General features: G+C 32.8%; 24 protein-coding genes. 7 read left to right on the forward strand and 17 right to left on the reverse strand.

Annotation, left to right across the window (positions count from 1 at the left end):
- The first annotated feature begins 15 nt into the window (after positions 1 to 15).
- The 3 genes from LQ189_RS12960 to murI all read left to right on the forward strand — a co-directional run bounded on the left by LQ189_RS12960 (position 16) and on the right by murI (position 2,422).
- Positions 16 to 1,011, forward strand: a complete 996-nt coding sequence (locus LQ189_RS12960; RefSeq protein ID WP_230157717.1) for an OmpH family outer membrane protein — start codon at positions 16 to 18, stop codon at positions 1,009 to 1,011.
- 21 nt (positions 1,012 to 1,032) lie between these two features.
- Positions 1,033 to 1,533: an OmpH family outer membrane protein gene (locus tag LQ189_RS12965; RefSeq protein ID WP_086452916.1), complete on the forward strand. Its 501-nt coding sequence runs from the start codon at positions 1,033 to 1,035 to the stop codon at positions 1,531 to 1,533.
- Between the two features lie 109 nt (positions 1,534 to 1,642).
- On the forward strand, positions 1,643 to 2,422 hold the full coding sequence (gene murI / locus LQ189_RS12970; protein ID WP_230157718.1) for a glutamate racemase: 780 nt from the start codon (positions 1,643 to 1,645) through the stop codon (positions 2,420 to 2,422).
- Positions 2,423 to 2,428: 6 nt separating this feature from the next.
- On the opposite strand, the gene LQ189_RS12975 is transcribed toward murI, so the two are convergent.
- Together LQ189_RS12975 and LQ189_RS12980 are read right to left on the reverse strand one after the other, a co-directional pair.
- Positions 2,429 to 2,944 (reverse strand): gamma carbonic anhydrase family protein, encoded by a 516-nt coding sequence (locus LQ189_RS12975; RefSeq protein WP_230157720.1) that lies wholly within the window; start codon positions 2,942 to 2,944, stop codon positions 2,429 to 2,431.
- Between the two features lie 6 nt (positions 2,945 to 2,950).
- Positions 2,951 to 3,946, reverse strand: coding sequence for a type IX secretion system membrane protein PorP/SprF (locus LQ189_RS12980; protein ID WP_230157722.1), 996 nt, complete (start codon positions 3,944 to 3,946; stop codon positions 2,951 to 2,953).
- Positions 3,947 to 4,109: 163 nt separating this feature from the next.
- On the opposite strand from LQ189_RS12980, the gene LQ189_RS12985 reads away from it, so the two are divergent.
- The 3 genes from LQ189_RS12985 to LQ189_RS12995 all read left to right on the forward strand — a co-directional run bounded on the left by LQ189_RS12985 (position 4,110) and on the right by LQ189_RS12995 (position 6,765).
- Positions 4,110 to 5,009, forward strand: a complete 900-nt coding sequence (locus tag LQ189_RS12985) for a NifU family protein (protein WP_230157724.1) — start codon at positions 4,110 to 4,112, stop codon at positions 5,007 to 5,009.
- Positions 5,010 to 5,328: 319 nt separating this feature from the next.
- Positions 5,329 to 5,847, forward strand: coding sequence for an apolipoprotein A1/A4/E family protein (locus LQ189_RS12990; RefSeq protein WP_230157728.1), 519 nt, complete (start codon positions 5,329 to 5,331; stop codon positions 5,845 to 5,847).
- Between the two features lie 81 nt (positions 5,848 to 5,928).
- The gene (locus LQ189_RS12995) at positions 5,929 to 6,765 is read left to right on the forward strand and encodes a mechanosensitive ion channel family protein (RefSeq protein ID WP_230157729.1); all 837 of its coding nucleotides are present in this window, start codon (positions 5,929 to 5,931) and stop codon (positions 6,763 to 6,765) included.
- 16 nt (positions 6,766 to 6,781) lie between these two features.
- On the opposite strand, the gene tsaB is transcribed toward LQ189_RS12995, so the two are convergent.
- From tsaB to LQ189_RS13010, 3 genes are all read right to left on the reverse strand, one after another.
- The gene (gene tsaB, locus LQ189_RS13000) at positions 6,782 to 7,453 is read right to left on the reverse strand and encodes a tRNA (adenosine(37)-N6)-threonylcarbamoyltransferase complex dimerization subunit type 1 TsaB (protein WP_230157730.1); all 672 of its coding nucleotides are present in this window, start codon (positions 7,451 to 7,453) and stop codon (positions 6,782 to 6,784) included.
- An 80-nt stretch (positions 7,454 to 7,533) separates the two neighbouring features.
- Entirely contained in the window at positions 7,534 to 8,841 is a 1,308-nt protein-coding gene (locus tag LQ189_RS13005) for an efflux RND transporter periplasmic adaptor subunit (RefSeq protein ID WP_230157732.1), read from the reverse strand.
- A gap of 5 nt (positions 8,842 to 8,846) precedes the next feature.
- Complete coding sequence (locus tag LQ189_RS13010) at positions 8,847 to 10,280, reverse strand: TolC family protein (protein WP_230157733.1); 1,434 nt, start codon at positions 10,278 to 10,280, stop codon at positions 8,847 to 8,849.
- A gap of 188 nt (positions 10,281 to 10,468) precedes the next feature.
- On the opposite strand from LQ189_RS13010, the gene LQ189_RS13015 reads away from it, so the two are divergent.
- Positions 10,469 to 11,869 carry a DUF4403 family protein gene (locus LQ189_RS13015; RefSeq protein WP_230157734.1) on the forward strand — a complete coding sequence of 467 codons (1,401 nt, stop codon included), beginning with the start codon at positions 10,469 to 10,471 and terminating at the stop codon, positions 11,867 to 11,869.
- Between the two features lie 22 nt (positions 11,870 to 11,891).
- Here the strand turns inward: LQ189_RS13015 and LQ189_RS13020 are convergent, their stop codons facing one another.
- The 12 genes from LQ189_RS13020 to gcvH all read right to left on the reverse strand — a co-directional run bounded on the left by LQ189_RS13020 (position 11,892) and on the right by gcvH (position 20,942).
- Positions 11,892 to 12,128 (reverse strand): hypothetical protein, encoded by a 237-nt coding sequence (locus tag LQ189_RS13020; RefSeq protein WP_086452905.1) that lies wholly within the window; start codon positions 12,126 to 12,128, stop codon positions 11,892 to 11,894.
- 15 nt (positions 12,129 to 12,143) lie between these two features.
- Positions 12,144 to 12,728: a DUF420 domain-containing protein gene (locus LQ189_RS13025; protein WP_230157735.1), complete on the reverse strand. Its 585-nt coding sequence runs from the start codon at positions 12,726 to 12,728 to the stop codon at positions 12,144 to 12,146.
- A gap of 2 nt (positions 12,729 to 12,730) precedes the next feature.
- Positions 12,731 to 13,417 carry an SCO family protein gene (locus LQ189_RS13030; protein WP_230157736.1) on the reverse strand — a complete coding sequence of 229 codons (687 nt, stop codon included), beginning with the start codon at positions 13,415 to 13,417 and terminating at the stop codon, positions 12,731 to 12,733.
- A gap of 5 nt (positions 13,418 to 13,422) precedes the next feature.
- Positions 13,423 to 14,064 carry a hypothetical protein gene (locus LQ189_RS13035; RefSeq protein ID WP_221917827.1) on the reverse strand — a complete coding sequence of 214 codons (642 nt, stop codon included), beginning with the start codon at positions 14,062 to 14,064 and terminating at the stop codon, positions 13,423 to 13,425.
- A 73-nt stretch (positions 14,065 to 14,137) separates the two neighbouring features.
- Positions 14,138 to 14,488 (reverse strand): cytochrome C oxidase subunit IV family protein, encoded by a 351-nt coding sequence (locus tag LQ189_RS13040; protein WP_086452901.1) that lies wholly within the window; start codon positions 14,486 to 14,488, stop codon positions 14,138 to 14,140.
- Positions 14,489 to 14,509: 21 nt separating this feature from the next.
- Positions 14,510 to 15,487 carry a cytochrome c oxidase subunit 3 gene (locus LQ189_RS13045; RefSeq protein ID WP_086452900.1) on the reverse strand — a complete coding sequence of 326 codons (978 nt, stop codon included), beginning with the start codon at positions 15,485 to 15,487 and terminating at the stop codon, positions 14,510 to 14,512.
- Positions 15,488 to 15,529: 42 nt separating this feature from the next.
- Positions 15,530 to 16,117, reverse strand: a complete 588-nt coding sequence (locus LQ189_RS13050) for a cytochrome c oxidase subunit 3 (RefSeq protein ID WP_230157737.1) — start codon at positions 16,115 to 16,117, stop codon at positions 15,530 to 15,532.
- 2 nt (positions 16,118 to 16,119) lie between these two features.
- Positions 16,120 to 17,022 (reverse strand): heme o synthase, encoded by a 903-nt coding sequence (gene cyoE, locus LQ189_RS13055; protein WP_230157738.1) that lies wholly within the window; start codon positions 17,020 to 17,022, stop codon positions 16,120 to 16,122.
- Between the two features lie 105 nt (positions 17,023 to 17,127).
- Positions 17,128 to 19,251: a capsule assembly Wzi family protein gene (locus tag LQ189_RS13060; RefSeq protein ID WP_230157740.1), complete on the reverse strand. Its 2,124-nt coding sequence runs from the start codon at positions 19,249 to 19,251 to the stop codon at positions 17,128 to 17,130.
- Between the two features lie 18 nt (positions 19,252 to 19,269).
- Positions 19,270 to 20,013, reverse strand: a complete 744-nt coding sequence (deoC, locus tag LQ189_RS13065; protein ID WP_230157742.1) for a deoxyribose-phosphate aldolase — start codon at positions 20,011 to 20,013, stop codon at positions 19,270 to 19,272.
- 160 nt (positions 20,014 to 20,173) lie between these two features.
- Positions 20,174 to 20,569: a VanZ family protein gene (locus LQ189_RS13070; RefSeq protein WP_230157744.1), complete on the reverse strand. Its 396-nt coding sequence runs from the start codon at positions 20,567 to 20,569 to the stop codon at positions 20,174 to 20,176.
- Complete coding sequence (gene gcvH, locus LQ189_RS13075) at positions 20,562 to 20,942, reverse strand: glycine cleavage system protein GcvH (RefSeq protein ID WP_086452894.1); 381 nt, start codon at positions 20,940 to 20,942, stop codon at positions 20,562 to 20,564. The genes LQ189_RS13070 and gcvH overlap by 8 nt, the downstream gene beginning before the upstream one ends.
- Positions 20,943 to 21,003 lie beyond the last annotated feature (61 nt).

Here is a 21,003-nt window from a genome sequence, read left to right on the forward strand (position 1 = left end):
TAAAATAGTACCATTATGAAAAAACATTTTACAGTCGTTTTTGTAGTATTTGCATTTGTTATCCACGGATTGAATGCACAAGTCAAAGGAACAAAACTTGGGTACATAGATATGGAGTATATTTTACAAAATGTACCCGATTATATTGAGGCAAAAAATCAATTGGAACAAAGAACTCAAAAATGGAAAATTGAGATTGACACCAAAAGAAATGAAATCAACACGCTTAAGGAAGCATTAAAAGCCGAAAAAACATTATTAACAAAAGAGCTAATTGAAGAAAGAGAAACAGAAATCAGGTTTCTTGAAAATGAAAATTTAGAGTATCAACAAAAAAGATTTGGTCCCAACGGTGATTTAATAGCGCAAAAAGAAACACTGATAAAACCAATTCAAGACCAAGTTTTCACAGCAGTTCAGGATATTGCAGACCGATTAAAATATGATTTTATTTTTGATAAATCTTCGGACCTAACCATGCTATTTGCCGCAAAAAAATTCGATATTAGCGATCAAGTTTTAAGAGTTCTTACACGTGCCGAAAAAAGAGAGCAACTCACAAAAAAGCAACTCAAAGATGCTGAGGCAAGGGAAAGCAAAGAAGATACCGATGCTGATAACGAACTTGTTCAAGAAAGACAAAAAGTTCTAGAAGAAAAAAAGACAGCTCGAGACAAAGCTTTTGAAGAGCGCAAAGCTTTGCAAGAGCAAAAGAAGAAAGAATTTGAGGACAATAAAAAAAGAATTCAAGAGGAAAGATTAGCTAAAAAAAATGGCACGGTTTTAGCAAAACCAACTTCAGATGACGCAACTAAAACCGCAACAAATGAAGCAAGCAAAACAACTCAAAAAACCGAAGAGGTAAAATTAAATTCAGCAGAAGAGAAAAAGAAAATTTTTGAAGAGCGCAAGAAAGCTTTAGAGGATAAAAAGAAAAAAATCCTTGAAGATCGAGAAGCTCAAAGAAAAGCAAAAGAGGAATCACAAAAGAAAAACACAAATAACAATTAATTACTTAATATTTTAAAACCGATGAAACAAATCAAAACTCTATTAATTGCTGCACTATTAATGTTAGGAGCAAATCAAACCGTTAATGCACAAGCAAAGACAGCTCATGTTGATGTTAGTGAGATTATGACAAAAATGCCAGCAGTATTAGATGGTCAAAAACAATTAGATAAATTGAGTGGTACATATGATGCTGAATACAAAAAAATGGTAGAAGAGTACCAAGGGAAATTAAAAAAGTACGAAGCAGAAGCTTCTACAGTAACTGAAGCAATAAACGGTGAACGTTCAAAAGAAGTACAAGACATGCAAAAAAGAATTGTTGATTACAGAGACAATGCTCAAAAAGAATTGCAACAAAAAGAATCAGATATCATGAAACCACTTATGGAAAAAGTAAGAGCTTCAATCCAAAAAATTGGTAAAGCTAAAGGTTTTCAATATATCGTTGATGGATCTTCTTTATTACTTGCTGACGGACCAAACATAACAGCTGATGTAAAAAAAGATTTAGGTTTCTAAAAAAATCTATCTTAATATTTCAAAAACTGCTCCTACTATTAAAGTTTGAGCAGTTTTTTGTTTCAATACAGTATTGCAATATTAAATTTAAGCACATAACTTTGTTACTATGGATTACAACAATCAGCCGATAGGAATTTTTGACTCAGGAATAGGTGGCACCTCTATATGGAGTGCTATACACGAATTACTTCCAAATGAAAAAACAATATACCTTGCCGATAGCAAAAATGCTCCCTACGGTCAAAAATCAAAATCAGAGATTATTACATTGAGCATAAAAAACACTGATTTTTTATTGGATATGGGTTGTAAATTAATAGTAGTTGCCTGCAATACAGCCACCACAAATGCCATTCAAGAATTAAGAGCCAAATATACTATTCCGTTCATTGGCATAGAACCAGCTATAAAGCCTGCTGTTACGCATTCAAAAACACAAGTAATTGGCATTTTAGCAACACAAGGGACACTCAATAGTGAGCTCTTTAATAAAACAACTGAAAAATATCAGGATACAAAAATAATTGAACAAGTAGGACACGGTTTGGTTCAATTGATAGAAAACGGGAAGATAAACTCCCCAGAAATGACTCTTTTACTAGAATCTTATCTTGCACCAATGATTCGAGAAAACATTGATTATCTTGTGCTGGGATGTAGTCATTACCCCTATTTGATTCCGCAAATAAAAAAAATACTTCCTGATCACATTCAAATTATAGATTCAGGTCAGGCTGTAGCCAAACAAACTCAAAACGTGCTACGAGAAAAAGTAGGTTTTAGTTCTAGTTCAGGGTCTGAAAATATATTTTACACGAATACGAATCCAAAAGTGCTACAAGAAATTATTGGCAATAATTTTACAGCCATTAGCAAAGACTTTTAAATTAAATTACTCTTCTTTGAACCAACTCGAATACATCACATAATTATTAGAGATACGTTCAATTTCTCCAGCAAAATCAGACTGATCAATATCTTTAACTTTTTTTGCAGGAACTCCAGCCCAAATAGAACCCGAAGTTACAACTGTGTTTTGAGTAATCACAGCACCTGCAGCTACAATAGAGTTACTTTCTACAATACAATTATCCATAACTATAGCTCCCATACCTATTAAAACGTTATCGTGTAGGGTACAACCGTGCACAATAGCATTATGACCAATAGAAACATTATTCCCTATAATTGTGGGGTACTTTTTATAGGTACAATGAATAACGGCACCATCTTGAATATTTACCTTATCTCCTATAGTAATAAAATTTACATCACCTCTAATTACAGCATTAAACCAAACACTACAATTTTTTCCAAATTTCACATCGCCAACAATGGTTGCATTTTCTGCAACATAGCAATCTTCAGGTATAGCAGGAGTTTTTCCTAGAACCGATTTTATGATCATAAAAAATTAGTTTATGGCTGGACAATTACATGAATATTTAGCTGGCTTACAAAATAAATCAATCCCTAAGGTAATTTGATGGTAACCACCGTTATCAAACTGCACGGCTCCCGAAAGTTGAGAATAGGTATAAGCAAACATAAATTTATTAACATTCACCCCTACAATTGGTGTAATATATTGTAATTTTTGGGTTCCAATGACACCGTTATCATTAAACTGTGCTCCTTCTAAACTACGTCTGTACGAAAGACCACCCCACACACGTCCAAAATCAATGTTTTTATAAACTTTCAAATTTAAATCTATTGCTTTTTCATTTGTAGCTTCTACTTGTTGATACAAAACAGATGGTTCCCAAAGCAATTCTTTTGGATTACCAAAATTATAGCCTACACTGATCATATATTTTCTTAGATTGTCACTTTCGTAATCACTATAAATTGCTCTTCTAGATTCGATCGCGTTCTTTACAGTAGCATGAGCATAAAAGTCAAGATAATTATAAGACAAACCAATATCAGTATTAAAATAAGCCTCTTTAAGGATCACAGTTCCATCTACAGAGGGATCACTTTGTCCTGGCTCTAAAAAAGAAGTTTGGTCTAGTTGACTTTGAATAAAACCCGCACTCATACCAAAAGACAGTTGATTAAGATCTACTTCATCTCTAGAAAACATCAAATGATAAGCATAAGTAAGTTTCACACCCTTTTGAGAATGAAATCCATTTTTATCATTAAAAACAATAATACCTGCACCAGCATTATCACTTATTCTACCATTAAAACTGAGTGTTTGTAAAGCAGGAGCATCTTCCTGATCAAACCATTGTTTACGAGCAGTAAGTCTTATTTTTGAACAATTTGCGGCACCTGCCATAGAAGGATGAAGAAGGTAATAATTATCAGATAGATAATCGGAATAAACAGGAATTCCTTCTTGAGCAAAAGTATTTTGGCAAAAGAAAAAAACAAGTAAAACAGTAAGTTTTTGATACATCGAAAATAATTTAATTAACCAAATGAATTCAATGGCTATTATAAGATAAAACTAAACCTTGAAACCCTAAACTTGATAACAAAAGTTAATTTCTTCTTTAAAAAATCAAATATAGGTATTCATAGAAAATAACTTTAGTAAATTTGTAAAAATTTCAAAAATCATGAGCAAAATCACCATAAAAGAAACGCAAAACCCAACCATACTAAAATTTGAGTTTGAAGATTTTATAACACAAAATGAAAATTTTGAGTTTAAGAATATCGACGAAGCAAAAGATTCGCCATTGGCTCAAAAATTATTTTATTTACCCTTTGTAAAAACCGTATATATCTCCGGTAATTTTATTGCAATCGAAAGATTTAGCATTGTAGAATGGGATGATGTCAAGGACGCAGTTGCAGAGCAGATTGAACAATTTATAATAGACGGAGGCGTAATTGTAACTAAAAGTGAAACTACTACAAAAAAGCAACCTGTTAATGTTTATGGAGAAACTACTCCAAATCCAGCTGCATTAAAATTTGTAGTTAGTAAAATGTTGACCAAAAATGCTGTCGAATTTAAAAATATAGATCAAACTAGTGCTTCACCATTAGCAAAGGAATTATTTAAATTTCCTTATGTAAAAGAAATTTTTATTGATGAAAATTATATTTCAATTACAAAATATGATATCAATGAATGGCAAGAAATCACATTAGAACTTAGAAGTTTCATTAAACAATATATAGAAAACGGCGGTATTGTACTAGATGAAAGCTACATTGCAAGCTCTACTGAAACCGAAACTATCAAGGCGCAAGAGTTTGATAATTTAGACACCACTTCTCAACAAATTATTAATATTTTAGAAGAATATGTAAAACCAGCAGTTCAGGCTGATGGAGGTAATATAGCTTTTGACTCCTACAATGAGGAGGAAAAACTGGTGAAAGTAATTTTACAAGGAGCTTGTAGCGGCTGTCCATCATCAACATTTACTTTAAAAAGCGGTATCGAAAACATGTTAAAAAGTATGCTAAACGATGAAAGTATCAAAGTAGAAGCCGTTAATGCATAAGTGCTTTTACATTGGTTTAGCATTGATTAAACCCTAGAATATTTTAAACTTTATTCATTTTAAAAAAGCGTTTCTATCGAAGCGCTTTTTTGTGTTTTATATAGAATAGAAAGTTCTAGCACGATTCAAATTTACATTCCAATTAAAATAAAAGGTCTGATTATTCCCAAAATCAACATCCCACAAAACGAGTAAAATCAACACTTTTGACAAATAACAAACATTTTAGAACTGATTTTCAATAAATTATTAATAATAGGATAAACTATAATTGAAAAAAAATCACTAACATTGTAGGACTAATCAAATAAAAAATACCATGGGACTAACCTCTTTTTTTAAAAATTTATTTGGCTCTGCCAAAGAAACCACGACTGAATTGGCCAATAAAGCCGAAGCAACACTAGAACAAGCAAAAGCAAATGCTGCACCTTACCTAGATAAAGCCGAAGATTTTATTGAAGATAAACTAGAGCAAGCCAAAGAAGCTGCAGCTCCTTACCTTGAAAAAGCAGAAAACTTTGCCGAAGAAACCATTGATAAAGTTAAAGTACACGCAGCACCTATTGTTGATAAAGCAGAAGAGTTTGCTGGACAAGCAAAAGAAAAGGTAGCTGAATTTGCTGATAAAGCCGAAGAAACTTTAGAAAACCTTACGGATACTGTAAAAGAAAAATTGAATCACACTAGCGATGCAATTGCTAACGGTACCGAAGATGCCAAAAAAGCGATTGAAAATACAACTGAGAAAACTGTAGCTTTAGCTGACGACGGAAAAGAAATTGCTAAAACAGAAATAAAAGAAGTTGTAAATAAAATCGAAGAAGACGCAGATTAATTTAATAAAAAGTAAAATAATTGTATTTTTGACCCACAAATCCAACCTTCTCCTATTGAGAAGGTTTTTTATTTTACAAATATGAATCTAGACCCAAACCAAATCACTAGCTACGCCAATACTTTTGCGCAAGTATTAATTGATTATTCCCCAAAATTAATTTCGGCATTTATCATCCTAATCGCTGGATTGTACATCATCCGATTAATCAATCGATTTATTAGGACCTTAATGGTCAAGAGAGATCTAGACCCTACCCTAACTCGGTTTTTAGCTGATATTTTACTTTGGGTTTTACGAGTAATTTTGTTTGTATCGTTTATCTCTAAATTAGGGATTGAAACATCCTCTTTTGTTGCAATTTTAGGAGCCATGGGACTTGCGGTGGGGTTGTCATTACAAGGATCTCTTTCCAATTTTGCTGGCGGAATGTTAATTATTCTATTCAAGCCCTTTCGTGTCAACGACACAATAGAAGCACAAGGTGTAACAGGAACTGTAAGTGAAATACAAATTTTTGTTACCAAATTAATTACAGGTAACAATCAAACTATTTTTGTTCCTAACGGTGCCTTATCAAATGGGAATATCATTAACTATTCTATGGAAAAAATTAGAAGAGCCGATTTGACTATTGCAATATCCTATGACACCAATATTAAAATTGCGAAAGACATCATAACTACAGTTTTGGAAAACAACCCTAAGGTTTTAAAAACACCAGAAGCCGAAGTTGCTGTCAAAATATTAACAGACAATGCAATTCAACTAGCTGTTAGACCATGGGCAACAAATGAAGATTTTGGAAATGTATGTGCAGAAACGCTTCAAGGATGCAAAGAAGCCTTTGATATTGCCGGAATTACTATGCAACCTTTTGTTAAAGAGTCTTCGTTTACATCAAACACTGCAACCTAAAACTAGTGAGCATAATTTACTTTTTTTTAGGAGTAGTTATCATAAAGTCTTTCAAATAATAGGGTTCAAAATAAGCGACATCAACAATGTCGTTTATTTTGAATTTTTCAAAACTAAGAAAACTCATTTCGTTAGCCGAAGGAAAAACTAAAGTTTCTAGAAAAAAATGATTGCTTTTATTGAGTACGCTCTTGCATTTTACAGCACAGTCTCCCACAAAATACAAATCATCTTGAAGCTCATTAAATGAATTCTCATCTATTATTTGGGCCTGAACTTCACGCTTTTTTTCAAGTTTTGAATCAAAAAATGCACTGTATACTTCCATTCTTCGGGCATCAATCATCGGAATAATTAAACCCTTATTAATTTTAGCTTGTGCCGCAAGAGTTTCCAGCGTATCTATAGCTATTAGTGGAATATCTAATGCAAAACACAATCCTTTTGCAGCTGATACGCCTATACGCAAACCCGTATAAGAACCTGGACCTTGACTAACTGCAACGGCAGATAAATCTTTGAGATTACAACCTGACTCTTTAAAAATTTCTTCTATAAAAACATGAAGTCGCTCTGCATGTGAGTATCCTTCTTCTGCAATTTCTTTACAAAGGATTGTTACGCCATCTTTTGCTAATGAAACAGAACAATTCTTAGTAGCGGTTTCAATGTTTAGTATATAACTCAATTTGGTTTTTGTTTAAATTAAAAATCACAATCACAAAATTAGATTTTATGATTGTGATTTCAAAATGGTATGTATAATGATTACTTCTTGTCCTTGTCCTTTTTATCTTTATCAGTAGCAATTGCCACTTTATCTCCTGAGTTTAGCTCTTTTGTAACTGTGGCATAAGGTCCTGTAATAATTACATCTCCTTTTTTCAAGCCAGTCAGGATTTCAATATTAGTATCGTCTTGAATACCAGTTTTTATAATTCTAATTTTTGCTTTATCTCCTACTTTAACAAAAACACACTCAAATTTCTTGTCGCTTTTAGGGGCAGCATCTTTTTGATCCTCACTTGTATCCTCAACTTTTATTTCTTTTACGGCTGCAGTATCTGATTTTACTACAACTGAACTAATTGGAACAGCAAGCACATTGCTTCTAGTTTCAGTAATTATATCTACCGTAGCTGTCATTCCTGGTCTAAAAGGAGAGTATGTATTTGGCTTCCCTTCTAATAAATCTTCGTAAGATTCTTTTAATATTCTTACTTTAACTTTAAAATTAGTTACCTGATCTGCTGTCAAAGCTGAACTTGCTGAATTTGAAATGCTTGTAACAACACCTTTAAACTGCTTTTTAAGATAAGCATCAACTTCTACATTAGCTTCATCCCCCACTTTAATTTTTACAATATCATTTTCATTAACATCTACTTCAACCTCCATATTATTCAAGTTGGCTACTCTCAAAATCTCAGTTCCTGTCATTTGTTGCGTTCCTAAAACACGCTCTCCTAATTCTACATTTAACATAGAAATAGTACCGTCAGCAGGTGCATAAATAGTTGTACGCCCTAGATTATCTTTGGCTTCATTTACTGTTGCAGAAGCGCTTTGAACGTTGTAATAAGCTGACTGTTTAGACGCTTTAGCAACTTCAAACGAAGCAATAGCCTTGTCCCAATCCGATTTTGAAATGATTCCTTTATCAAACAATGTTTTGTTTCTATCGTAGTTTGCTTTTGATTCTTTAAAAGAAGCATCTGCTTGACTTAAACTTGCTTTAGTTCCGGATAAGTTAGATACTGATCTGTTGTAACCAGACGTGTATAAATCTGGATTGATCTTCACTAGTAAATCTCCTTTTTTCACTACTTGCCCTTCTTTTACATTTAAGGCGATGATTTCTCCCGAAACTTCAGAAGAAATTTTAACTTCAATTTCAGGCTGTATTTTTCCGGTAGCAGATACCGTTTCAATTATTGTAGATGGAATTACTTGTGCGGTTTCTACCTCCGTACCTACATCTTTTTTACCTATAACCCCAGATTTAGAAAGAGCAATTAAACCCGCAATAATTACTACTGCACCACCTATTAGGATATAAACTGTTTTTTTTGACATAATAATTAGTTTTTGATAAGAGGAATTCCAAAATAGAATTCTAATATTTTAATTTTAAAGATATAATCGTATTTGGTTCTCAATACTTCAGATTGCGCATTAGTAAGCAATGTTTGGGCTTGATTGTAATCGAATGAGTTCATTAGCCCCACATTAAAACGTTCCTTTGCAAAATCAACAGCATTTTGTCTTGCCTCAACAGCAATTACAGCCGATTCGTATGATTTTAAAGCTCCTTTTGCATCAGCAAATGCCGTGTAAACATTTCTTTGTAAATCTAAGTCTTGCTGTTCTACTGCAATTTTTGATCGCTCTAGATTTACTCTTGAACGCTCTACATTGTTTCTAACAGAAAACCCATTAAATATTGGTATTGAGATTTGCACTCCAAAAGAGTGCCCTTTATTATCGCTAAACTGATTAAAAAATGGAGCTGGTTTCCCTAAAACTGGTAAAATATTAGGAGCCAAAACATTTTGATTTGTTCCTTCTACAAAACCTATTTGAGAGGTGGGATTTTCAGTGCTTTGTATTCTTCCAACTGGTCTACCACTATAGGCTACCCTTGAATCAAACCTATAAAAACCTTGAATAGTAGGTTGATAAGCACCTCTTGCAATGTCCACATCTTTTTCAGCAATTTCTAAATTAGTTTTAGCAATTTTCAATTCTGTTCTTCCTTCTAATGCTTTGTTATAAATTGCATTAGGATTTTGCATCATGATATTGTTTTCATCCTTTACATCAGTATCGTCTGCTACATCAAAATTTTCAAATTCCTTAAGCTGTAACAATTGTGATAAACTCAATTTAGAAATTAGCAAAGCATTCTCGGCAGCAATTATACTCTGATTATTAGTTGCTATAGTAGCTTTAATATCTAATAAATCACCTCTTGGTATAGAGCCTGAATTTACTAACTCTTCTGAACGTATATATTGTTTTTCATTAATATCAAGCTGTTGCTTTTGTACTTTTAAGTTTTCTTTATTAAAAAGCACTTGTAAAAAGGCATTCGCTACGTTTAAGGCAACATCTTCTTGCATTTTTAACAACTGATACTTGGCTGCAACTAGAGATAAATTAGACCTGCGTAAGGTATTTTGATTTTGCAAACCCTTGTAAATATCAATTCCTACATTTGCCCCAGCAGAAGTAAATTGTGTGGTTTTATTTTCCAATGTACCAGAAATAATGTCTTGGTTTAGACCAATATTCCAAGAGTGGGAAGTACTGGCATTCAATGAAGGTAAAAAATTACCAATGGCACCTCTTTTATCAATCAATGCCGTTTTAGTATCAAGAGCAGATTGCTTAATAGAGATGTTGTTTTGAATGGCGTAGTTCACACATTCTTGCAAGGTCCATTTTTTGGTTTGTCCATTTACAGACAATCCTACAAGAACAATGAATAAACTAAAGAAACTCTTTTTTTTCATATATTTTAAATAATTGCACAACATAAAGTCACACACATTTAACTTAGCTTAATTATGGTCTTCAAAATCATAAATTTTACAATCTGAAATTCAATAATTAAACAATAAGACTTTCGATTGTACCATTTGTTACAAAAAATCATAAAAAAAGAATTGTTTTACTAATTTTGTTTTCTAAAATTAATTAAATGTACGCATTCTCTCGAATCATTTTCGTTTTTGTAGCTGTAATTTTGTGTGAATCCTGCGCCACAACAAATAAAATAAACGCTTTAAAACCAGAACCAGATGATGCTGTGCCATTGGTTTATGAAAATCTTCCATCCTTTATCAATCTACCTATATCGGTAAAATTAAAAGATATCGAGAATCAAACTAATCAAGTGTTGACTGGTCTTATTTATGAAGACAGTGCCATTGAGGATGATGATATTGAAATGAAAGTTTGGAAACAAGCCCCAATAACAATCACATCAGAAGCAGGGGGGAAAATAAAAACTGTTTTGCCTTTAAAAGCTATCATTAAATATAGGATTGGCACCAAAAAAATGGGGGTTGAATTATATGACACCAGAGAATTTAATTTAAACGGGATTGTCACACTTTCAAGCGAAGTCACACTGACAAACTGGATTCTTAATACTAAAACCGAATTAAAATCCCTTGACTGGAACGAAAGCCCAACCATGGTTGTCTTTGGTAAAAACGTACCAGTAACCTACTTAATCAATCCCGGAATTAAGTTATTTAAATCAAAAATAGAACGTAAAATAGATGAATCCATTAGCAAATCAATGGATTTTAAACCAAACGTTTTAAGCGCATTAGAAAAAATAACTACTCCGTTTTTAATGAATGACACTTACGAAAGTTGGTTACGCATCGTTCCTCAAGAGATTTACACCACTACAGCAAGCTTAAAAAATGACGCATTCCTTATTGAAATGGGCATGAAATGCAACATGGAAACTTTTATAGGAAAACAACCCGAATCAAAGTTTAATGCCTCTAAGATATCATTAAAACCAGTTACTAAAATACCTAATGATATTAATGCCAATATTATTGCCATCTCCTCCTATCAAGAAGCGTCTAAAATAATGACTAAAAATTTTAAAGGGCAAGAATTTGGATCGGGGTCCAAAAAAATTCAAGTTCAAAACGTGGACATTTGGCACAAAAAAGGAAAAATGATTATTGCATTAGATGTTTTGGGCAGTGTGAATGGCACGTTGTATCTATCTGGCTTACCACAATATAATGACAAAACCAAAGAAGTTTATTTTGAAGATCTTGACTATGCCTTGGACACAAAAAACAAATTAATGCGAACCGCAAACTGGCTTGCTCAATCATTAATCCTAAAAAAAATAAAACAAAGTTGCAGGTATTCTATTCAACCAAACCTTGACGAAGGTCAAAAAAGTATGCAAACGTATTTAAAGAATTACTCTCCTATGCAAGGCGTATTTGTAAATGGAAAAATGGAGAACATTGAGTTTCAAAAAATCCAACTAACAAATCAAGCCATAATAGCATTTATAAAAGTAAAAGGTAAAATTAATGTATCTATCAATGGTTTGAAATAAACATTGATAGATACATTATAAACTATGAAGCTTTATTTTTCTTCATTTTATAAATCAAAAAACCAATGATGGCAACCAGTAAATAAGGAATAACCATTAGGTAAACTATACCGTCATTTACCGCTGCAGCTTGAGTAGTGTTATCACCACTAGTAAGCGCAGCTCTACACATGGCACACTGCGCACTCATACTGGCAGTCATGAAAAATACCAGTAAAAAACCCAAAAATTTCATATAACTATTGTTATGTAATTTCATCTTTCTACTTATAAATTAAGAAACGTAATACGGCGAAATCATCAAATAAACTACCACTCCTGTAACCGCAACATATAACCATATAGGAAAAGTAATTTTCGAAATCTTCTTGTGGGCCACAAAATCTTGACCTATTGCTCGTACATAAGTAATCAAAACCATAGGAATAATAGCAATAGATAAAATGATATGCGTTACCAAAATCAATAAGTACACAATACGTAAAGATCCTACACTCCCTTTTTCTGAATCCTCTAATATGCCATTATGGTTAATATCACCAAAAACAGTAGAGTCGCTGGTCATGTGGTACGCAACATACATCACTAAAAAAGCAAGCGATAAAGCAATTGCTGTAGTCATAAAATACTGATGCCATTTTCTATTCCCGTTTCTAATAGCTACAACAGCAGCTACAAGTAAAACCGCTGTAATACCATTTGTAGTTGCATAAATAGGCGGTAAAAAAGATAAAGGTGCTACATCAATTCCAAAATCTTTTAGTTTAATTTTAAATAAAATAGCTACCACAACAGGTATAACTATAGATACGGCAATGATGTATTTATTGAATTTTTGTTCTAAGGAATTGTTTTTCATATCTATTCTTCTAATAAAATATTAATATCTTGTTGTAGGTTTCTAACTCCTTTTTTATCGAGTCCATCATAATATAAAATAGGATTACCAAATTCATCATTACGACAACGAATGTTTCCGTTTTTATCAATCAATGCAAATAAACCCGAATGTTCAAATCCTCCAGCCACTTTTTTATTCTCGCCAGCATACAAGTTAAAACCTTTATTAGCCAACTTAAAAATATAATCTTTCTCACCAGTCAAAAAATTCCAATTTTTAGATCTAATTCCTAACAAATCATAATGTGCTTTTAATACTGTAGGAGTATCCGTCAAAGGATCAATAGTTATTGAAGCGATTCCAAAGTTAGGATTACCAAAGAATTTTTTCTCAATAAGCAACATACTTTCATTCATTTTAGGACAAATAGTAGGGCAAGTTGTAAAAAAAAACTCTAGAACATATACTTTACCTTTGTATGTCTCATTAGTGATTTTAACATTATCTTGATTTATTAATTCAAACTTAGGTGCAGCACCTATTTTCAAAAGCTTTCCTTCCTCTATAACTTCTGGATTTACAAAATCAAGGCGGTCGCCTTGTACGACTTTATCGTTCTTAATACGCTCTACAATTTTAGGAATGGCATAAATACCAAATACTAAAATAACAAATGAAATTCCGATGTATGATTTGTTTTTAAACATAACAATTAAATTTTTCTTGTTGCATTGTTATTCTTTTTAAGAGCAGCTCTGTATTCATACAAGATAACTTTAAAATCATCGAGCATTTCATTACTTAGTTCAGCTGGATGAAAAGTATTATAACCTTCCATCTCATCTTTGACTAACTTTCGTCCTCGTAAATTTCTTTTTTTATCAACGATATAAACCTTTGGCGTACCTAATTTATCATCTAGTTGATCTTTTAATTTTAATTGAGAATAGTACGCCGTAATATCTTCTGGCGAAGCAAAGACAAATCTCCATTGAGCAACATCTGTAAAAGCACCTAAAGCATCAACTACTTTTTTAGCATCCGTTTCTGTTCCAGAAGGGCATATCATTACAAACTGAACATCTTTAAATTCATGATAACGCTGGTAAATTTTTTGATTTAAATTAAAAAGGTTACCTCTATTTTTTAATAACTCAGAACCTGAAAAACCTAAAATGGTGACTTTACCATTTAATGTTATAGGTTTGCTGTCTAAAGTTTTCCAAGGACCAAAATCAGCAGTATTAGGAGTAATAATAGGTAATTTAGTATACCCATTAACTCCAGAAGCAAAAAACAAATAAGCAACTATAGGCAAAATAAAAAGTACAAACAGGACAATATTTTTTTTCATCACATTTTAAATATATAGTACAAAAATAAAAAAAGGTACGCAATGCGTACCCTTTAATTGAATTAATATCTTGTTAAAAATTCCATTTAATAGTGGAGTTTTTAAAAACCTCATAAATATAATCCCCTTCGGTCAAAAAGATAAAAAGAATGTATAATACCAGAAAAATAAGTGGAAAAACTACTGCATTTCTCAATGAGCTTTTTTCGCCTTCCATGTGCATGAAAGCCCAAACGATATAATATGCTTTGTAAATTGTAAGCAAATAAAATATCCAGTTAAGCAGGTTCATACCCATTAGATTATTCATGTGAAGTGCTTCTGGCTTAAAAATACCTAAAACAACTTCTACTATAGTTACAGCAGATAATATTCCGAATACTTTCCAGATTCTACCTACGTTTGATGCGTGTTCGTGTGACATGATAATAATTTTTTTTAGAAATTAAACTAGATAGAAAACTGTAAATACAAATACCCAAACTAAATCTACAAAGTGCCAATATAGACCTACTTTTTCTACCATTTCATAACTTTTTCTCTTATCATAAGTACCTAAAAGTACATTGAAAAAGATAATAATATTGATAACTACTCCAGAGAAAACGTGAAATCCGTGAAATCCAGTAATAAAAAAGAAGAAATCAGCAAAAAGTTTACTTCCGTATTCGTTTCTGATTAAGTTAGCACCCTCTACAACATAATGTGCCTGAGAAAGTCTAGCCTCAGAATCTTTTCTAGTAAGGATAGTTTTTTGTTTGTTTGCATTGATAACCTCAGTTCTAATCAATAAATCTGGGTGAGCTTTGAAACCAGCTTGTACCTCGGCAACAGAGTAAGATGGCAATTCTCCTTCTTCCATGAACCATTTAGCTTTGTTTCTTTTAAGCTGTTCACGCTCTTCAGGTAAAGTCACTGCAAAATCAGCAAGTGCAACACGTTTTCCGTCTTTATCAACAAACTGAAGCAAACTACCCCCTTTTGTTTCAATTGCTCCGTACTCTCCTTTGATAAAATTTTTCCATTCCCAAGCTTGAGAACCAACAAAGATAAGACCTCCAATGATGGTCAAGAACATGTACAAAACAACTTTATCTTTTTTCATTTGATGACCAGCATCTACGGCTAAAACCATAGTTACCGACGAGAAAATCAAAATAAAAGTCATTAATGCCACATAATACATTGGCGCCGAAACTCCGTGTAAAAACGGAAAGTGAGTAAACACTTCATCAGCCAATGGCCATGTTTCAATAAATTTAAATCTAGAAAAACCATACGCCGCTAGAAATCCAGAGAACGTTAAAGCATCTGACACGATAAAAAACCACATCATTAATTTGCCGTAACTTGCTCCCATTGGCTCATTGCCGCCTCCCCAAGTTTTTTCTTCACTATTTGCAGTAGTAACTGTCGCTTCCATAAAAGTTATTCGTTAAAAAGTTCCCAAATTTACGTTTTTTTCTTATTTAAAGAAATATAAAAACAAAAACAAATAAACCCACAATAAGTCCAGAAAGTGCCAATACATTGCACCAAGTTCTATACCAAGGGTTTGAGATGAATTGTATTTTTGTTTAAAATGATTATAAATTATAATTAAAAGCGAAATCACACCTCCAGCAAGGTGAATAAGGTGAACTACCGTTACTACATATAGAAATGTAGTTGTAATTGAACTCCCGCTACCAGTAAAATAATAACCGCTTTCTACTATTTGTCCAAAACCTACAAATTGTAAAATTACAAATAAAATACCAAGTCCCAATGTAGCTAATAAATACATTGTTGTGGTGCTATTATTGTTCTTTTGTATTGCTTTTTTTGCCAAATGAAATGTTACACTACAACCTATAATAGCAGCAGTACTGTAATAAAACGCTGGTGGTAATTGAAAATCTTTCAACCAATCTGCTCTTGATTTACTCACTACAAAAGCACTTGTGAGTCCCGCAAACATCATGGTCATACTTGCCATTGCGAACAAAAGGATCAATTTATAGGATCTATTTGTTCTGGATTTTTGCTCTTCGGCCGTTATTGTCATTTCCATAACTATCTTAAAAATTTATCAAATATGTATACTAATTGTAATAATGTAATGTAGGTAACACTTACAAGCATAAGTGTTCTAGCTGCTTTTGCAGTTCTTAACTGATAAAGCTTAACACCATAAAACAACATCCATAATCCTAATACGAGAACAATTCCTGCTGCAATAGGCGTTATATACAACCTACCCGTATATCCAAAAGCTGGCAACAATGAAGCTAATATGAGCCAAACGGTATATAAAATCACTTGCAACGCTGTTCCTTTATCTTTTTTTCCCGTTGGTAACATAAAAAAACCTGCTTTCTCATAATCTTCATATAGGAACCAACCAATAGCCCAGAAATGAGGAAATTGCCAAAAAAACTGAATCAAAAACAAAGTTCCTGCTTCGATACCAAATTCACCAGTTGCAGCAACCCAACCCAACATAAAAGGAATTGCTCCTGGAAAAGCACCTACAAAAACAGACAAAGAAGTCATCGTTTTTAATGGTGTATAAACACTTGTATATAAAAATATAGAGATAGCACCAAACATGGCCGACTTTCCATTTATAGTATATAAAAGCACTAGACCTATGATAGTTAACAAAATTGCAATTAAAAGCGCGGTAGTTTGACTCATTCTTCCAGCTGGAACAGGCCTACCTTTGGTACGATCCATTAAAGCATCAAGATCTTTCTCTATGATTTGATTGAAAGCATTTGAAGCACCTACCATGCAATATCCGCCAATTGCAAGTTTTAACAAAACCATCCAATCTAAAGACTGAAAATCATAAATACCCAACATAAAACCCGCAACAGACGAAAAAACGACACTAACCGCTAATCGTGCTTTTGTGATTTCCCTGAAGTCTATGTAAACTGATTTTAATGAAAGTGTACTTTGTGATGCGCTCAATGCTACTATTTATTTTATTTCTAAAAACTTATGCAAAAGTAGGCTATCAAAAGGGATTTGACAAAAAACAATTCACAAAAAAGTATAAAAATAAATGACCTTCTATTAATAGTCAAAATACCAATTGAAAATATCGGTTCTAACACCTAAACTAAACCAACTTGTATTTTGATTTTGTGCAACTGTAGTAGCTGCTGCTGGATCAAATGATCTGTAGATATAGCTAGCAAATATCTTTAAGTTTGTCAAAGGATTAACTATGTAACCAGCTTGAAGATCTGCAATAAAAACTGCTGTTTTATTACCTTGACCTACTTTTACATCTGAATCAAAGGGCCTTTTCTCGTCGTAATCTTTATAGATGTTGCCTCCATAATTAAATCCGTTTGTGGCAGTGTCAAAATCAAAACCTCTGGTTCCCATTGTAAATTTTGCGTCAGCGTAATATCGTTCTTTTCGATAACGGGCTAAAAGGATTAACTCGCTAAAATTTGCCCCCCATTGATGCCCTAAACTTTGATTGTTGTGTGCGTAATTTGTAATTGGCATACTATGAGAATAGACATACGGCCTCACATGATTGTATTCTAATTGCAATGTTAAATTCTCAACATCGAAAGCATTGTAATACTTTGCTCCTAACTGATACCCATACTTGTTTTTCCAACTATTATTTCGCTCTTTGACATCATTCAATGAGAATTCATCTAGGATAAACTGCCCATAAAAATTGATTTGGTTATTCCATTTGTATTTAAAAGTTAGACCCAAAACTGCATTCCCACTTCTTGCCGAAGACGTAAACTCGACTGATCTGTAAAAAATTAATGGATTAACAAAATTCATATCAAACCCTCTATCATTTGTATTTGTCCATACCACCGATTCAAAAAAACCTAAATTCAACTTGTTTGACACGTTCCAACTCAAATAATGATTGGCCATAAACTTAGTTGCATAGGTACGTTCAAGAGTCACCTCAGGACGCACGTCTTTGAGCCACATATAGGTATTGGTATACTTGATCTTCCAGAAATTTGTATTCAATTTAAAATATGGGTATGGACTAGCGCCATCACTTTCTAGCAATGACCTGTATCCATCTCCAATGAAATTTCGACCATAGCCCAATTGCATATCAATATGTTTGCTTGGGGTAAAAGTCAAATTAGCATCTGCCGAAGGAAAATCAAAACCTGTTGTTTTAAAATCCTTAGCAATTCCTATTCCAGGAATTATGGCAGGATTACCACCTGCCGGCTTTATAGATGCCGCATAAGCATTATAATAAGGAGCAAAACGCCCTTGACTTTCAAAAACAGTTGTTGTAAAATGAAGATTTTTCCCTAGAGCACCTCTAAAATTAAGTCCTCTTGTGTTTACATAAGTGTACGCATCACTGCTTTTACTAGCCTTCCCCAATTGTAAATCTACAATAGGATTAAGTGCAAACCAATATCCTTCTCCTTGAATGGCAACCATGTTCTCATTCCATAATTTTCGAGACCACCAGCTTGAAGTTTTCTTCATTAGAGATGCTTGCACTGTTTTAAGATTGTAATATTTAGATACTTCTGCGTATGTAAATGGCTTTGAAGCTGTATGATTATTACTCCCCATTTGATTTAACGCTGCATCAAATTGTGCATAATAACTATGCGAAAATGGAATGTTCAATTGACTTACTAATTCTGGATCATCGAATTTTTTATATACGATGCTATCAAGTTCTGACAAAGTTTTATCTTTTGTAATGCTGGATTTGGCTTTCGCCAAAGAAATATTTTCAGTCACAACATTGTTTACCAAAGGAATTGCAATTATGTAGGTAAATCTAGAATAAGTGGCATTCCCATTATATGTTGCAGGTTGAATTTTAGGCATTTTACCAAAAACACGCTTGGTTTCTAAAATAAGTTTCTCCTCATTTGCATCTACATGAATAACTTTAAAGATTCCGTTTGAGTCTACTTCAAAAAGCACTTTTATATTCCCTTTGAAATTAGAAGAAACTAATTCTTGAGGTACATTAAAATTAGAAGTAATATAGCTTTGCACTTGGTTGTAAAAACAACTTTCTAGTTCCTTAGATTGTTTGGAATTGCACTCCGCAAACACGGGAAAACGTTCTGACGAATTGACTGGACGGTTTTCATTATTAGAGTTGTCTTGTGCAGTTGCACTTACAATAGAAAATAAAAATAGCAGTGTTATTAATACTTTGTTCATCCTTAATATTTGTACAATTTAGTATCCCATTATGGCCTTTTGACCATCGGAAATTATTTTAGCTCCTGAAGTCCCTATTCTTTTCACACCAAGATTTATCATTGTTACCGCCTCTTCATGAGTACGCACGCCACCAGCTGCTTTTACTGGCAAAGGTGAAGCGTTATCTAACATTATTTTTATGGTGTGTAAAGTTGCACCATTTGGTACACCCAACTCCGTTTCATAAAAACCTGTGGACGATTTTACAAAAACACGTGAGAATTGTTCTTGACTAAAAGCTGTCACCACTACATTTTTAATCATACTAGAAATCTGAATAATCTCTTTATCTGTTAAAGCTGCTACTTCAATTATCCACTTAACCACTTTATTATGATCTAAACCAAGTTGTGTACATTCAAATATTTCTTGCTTGACAAGATCTATTTCACCATTTTTAAACGCTTTATAATTGCACACAAAATCCAAATCATCAGCTCCATTTTGAATGGCTATTTGAGCTTCTTCTAATTTATCTTCAACTGAGGATTCGCCATTAGGAAAATCAATAACAGTTCCTACTTGCAAGACCGCATTAGCATCAATTATCATTTTTTTTGCTAGTGAAACCATATCTGGCCTTATCATCACTAGTTTAAAACCCTCCTCTATTGCTTCTTGAACATTTTTTTTCACAACAACTGTATTTTCTTCTGGAGTTAGGCCAGCTTGTTCTGCAGTTTTTAAATAGGTTGCATCTAAATATTGCTTAATATCCATAGTCGTCTTGATTATTGATTTTACTAAACTTGTTTACAAAAATACATTTTATCTCCACACTAAGGACACTTAAAAGTTACAATTTGAAAGGGGTGCTATAAATGCTCCAGAACTCTATTTTAAAAAAAATAGAATGACTTCACTTCAAAAAAAAATCCCACTAGTGTGAGATTTTTTTTGATTCTGATGATAGTATTTTATTTGAAAAGTAAATTAGTAGTACCGCAATAGTTGCTCCAGTAGTATTTGCTAAAACGTCATAAATATCAGCATGGCGTGTAGCTGTAAATTTATCTTGGATAATTTCTATTAATACGCCGTACAAAACCGCGCAAAAAAACGATAATGCCATTGCTTTAAAACTACTCGTATTTGAGAAGTTATTTTTAACAGAAAGGTAAAACAGAATTGTAAAAATCAAATAAAAAAATGCATGTACGATTTTATCTAAATTAGAAACGCTTCCTAAGGGCACACTTTTAAAGGTTGCCAAACAAAAAAAAGTTATAGTTCCTATCCAGAGTACTAGCGCCCATGGATATATTTTTTTAAGCACCAATTAATTCTTTATACGCTTCTTCTGATAGTAAAGAGTCAAAATCAGCAACATTCGCCACTTTTACTTTGATCATCCATCCAGCTCCATAAGGATCTGAGTTTACACTTTCAGGATTGCTCTCTAAGTCATCATTAAAAGCAATGATTTCGCCAGCAAGAGGAAGAAACAAATCCGAAACTGTTTTTACTGCCTCTACTGTACCAAAAACCTCATCTTTATCAAGTGTTTGATCTAAAGTTTCAACTTCTACATAAACAATATCACCTAATTCTTTTTGAGCAAAATCAGTGATTCCTATTGTTGCGATATCGCCTTCTATACTAACCCACTCGTGGTCTTTTGTATACTTTAAATTTGCAGGTATGTTCATTTAAATTGTAATTATTTATTAGTTTTTATTTTTTTTGAATTTATTGACAAATGTAACAATC

The organism is Flavobacterium sp. CECT 9288 (assembly GCF_918731615.1).
Classification (GTDB): Bacteria; Bacteroidota; Bacteroidia; order Flavobacteriales; family Flavobacteriaceae; genus Flavobacterium.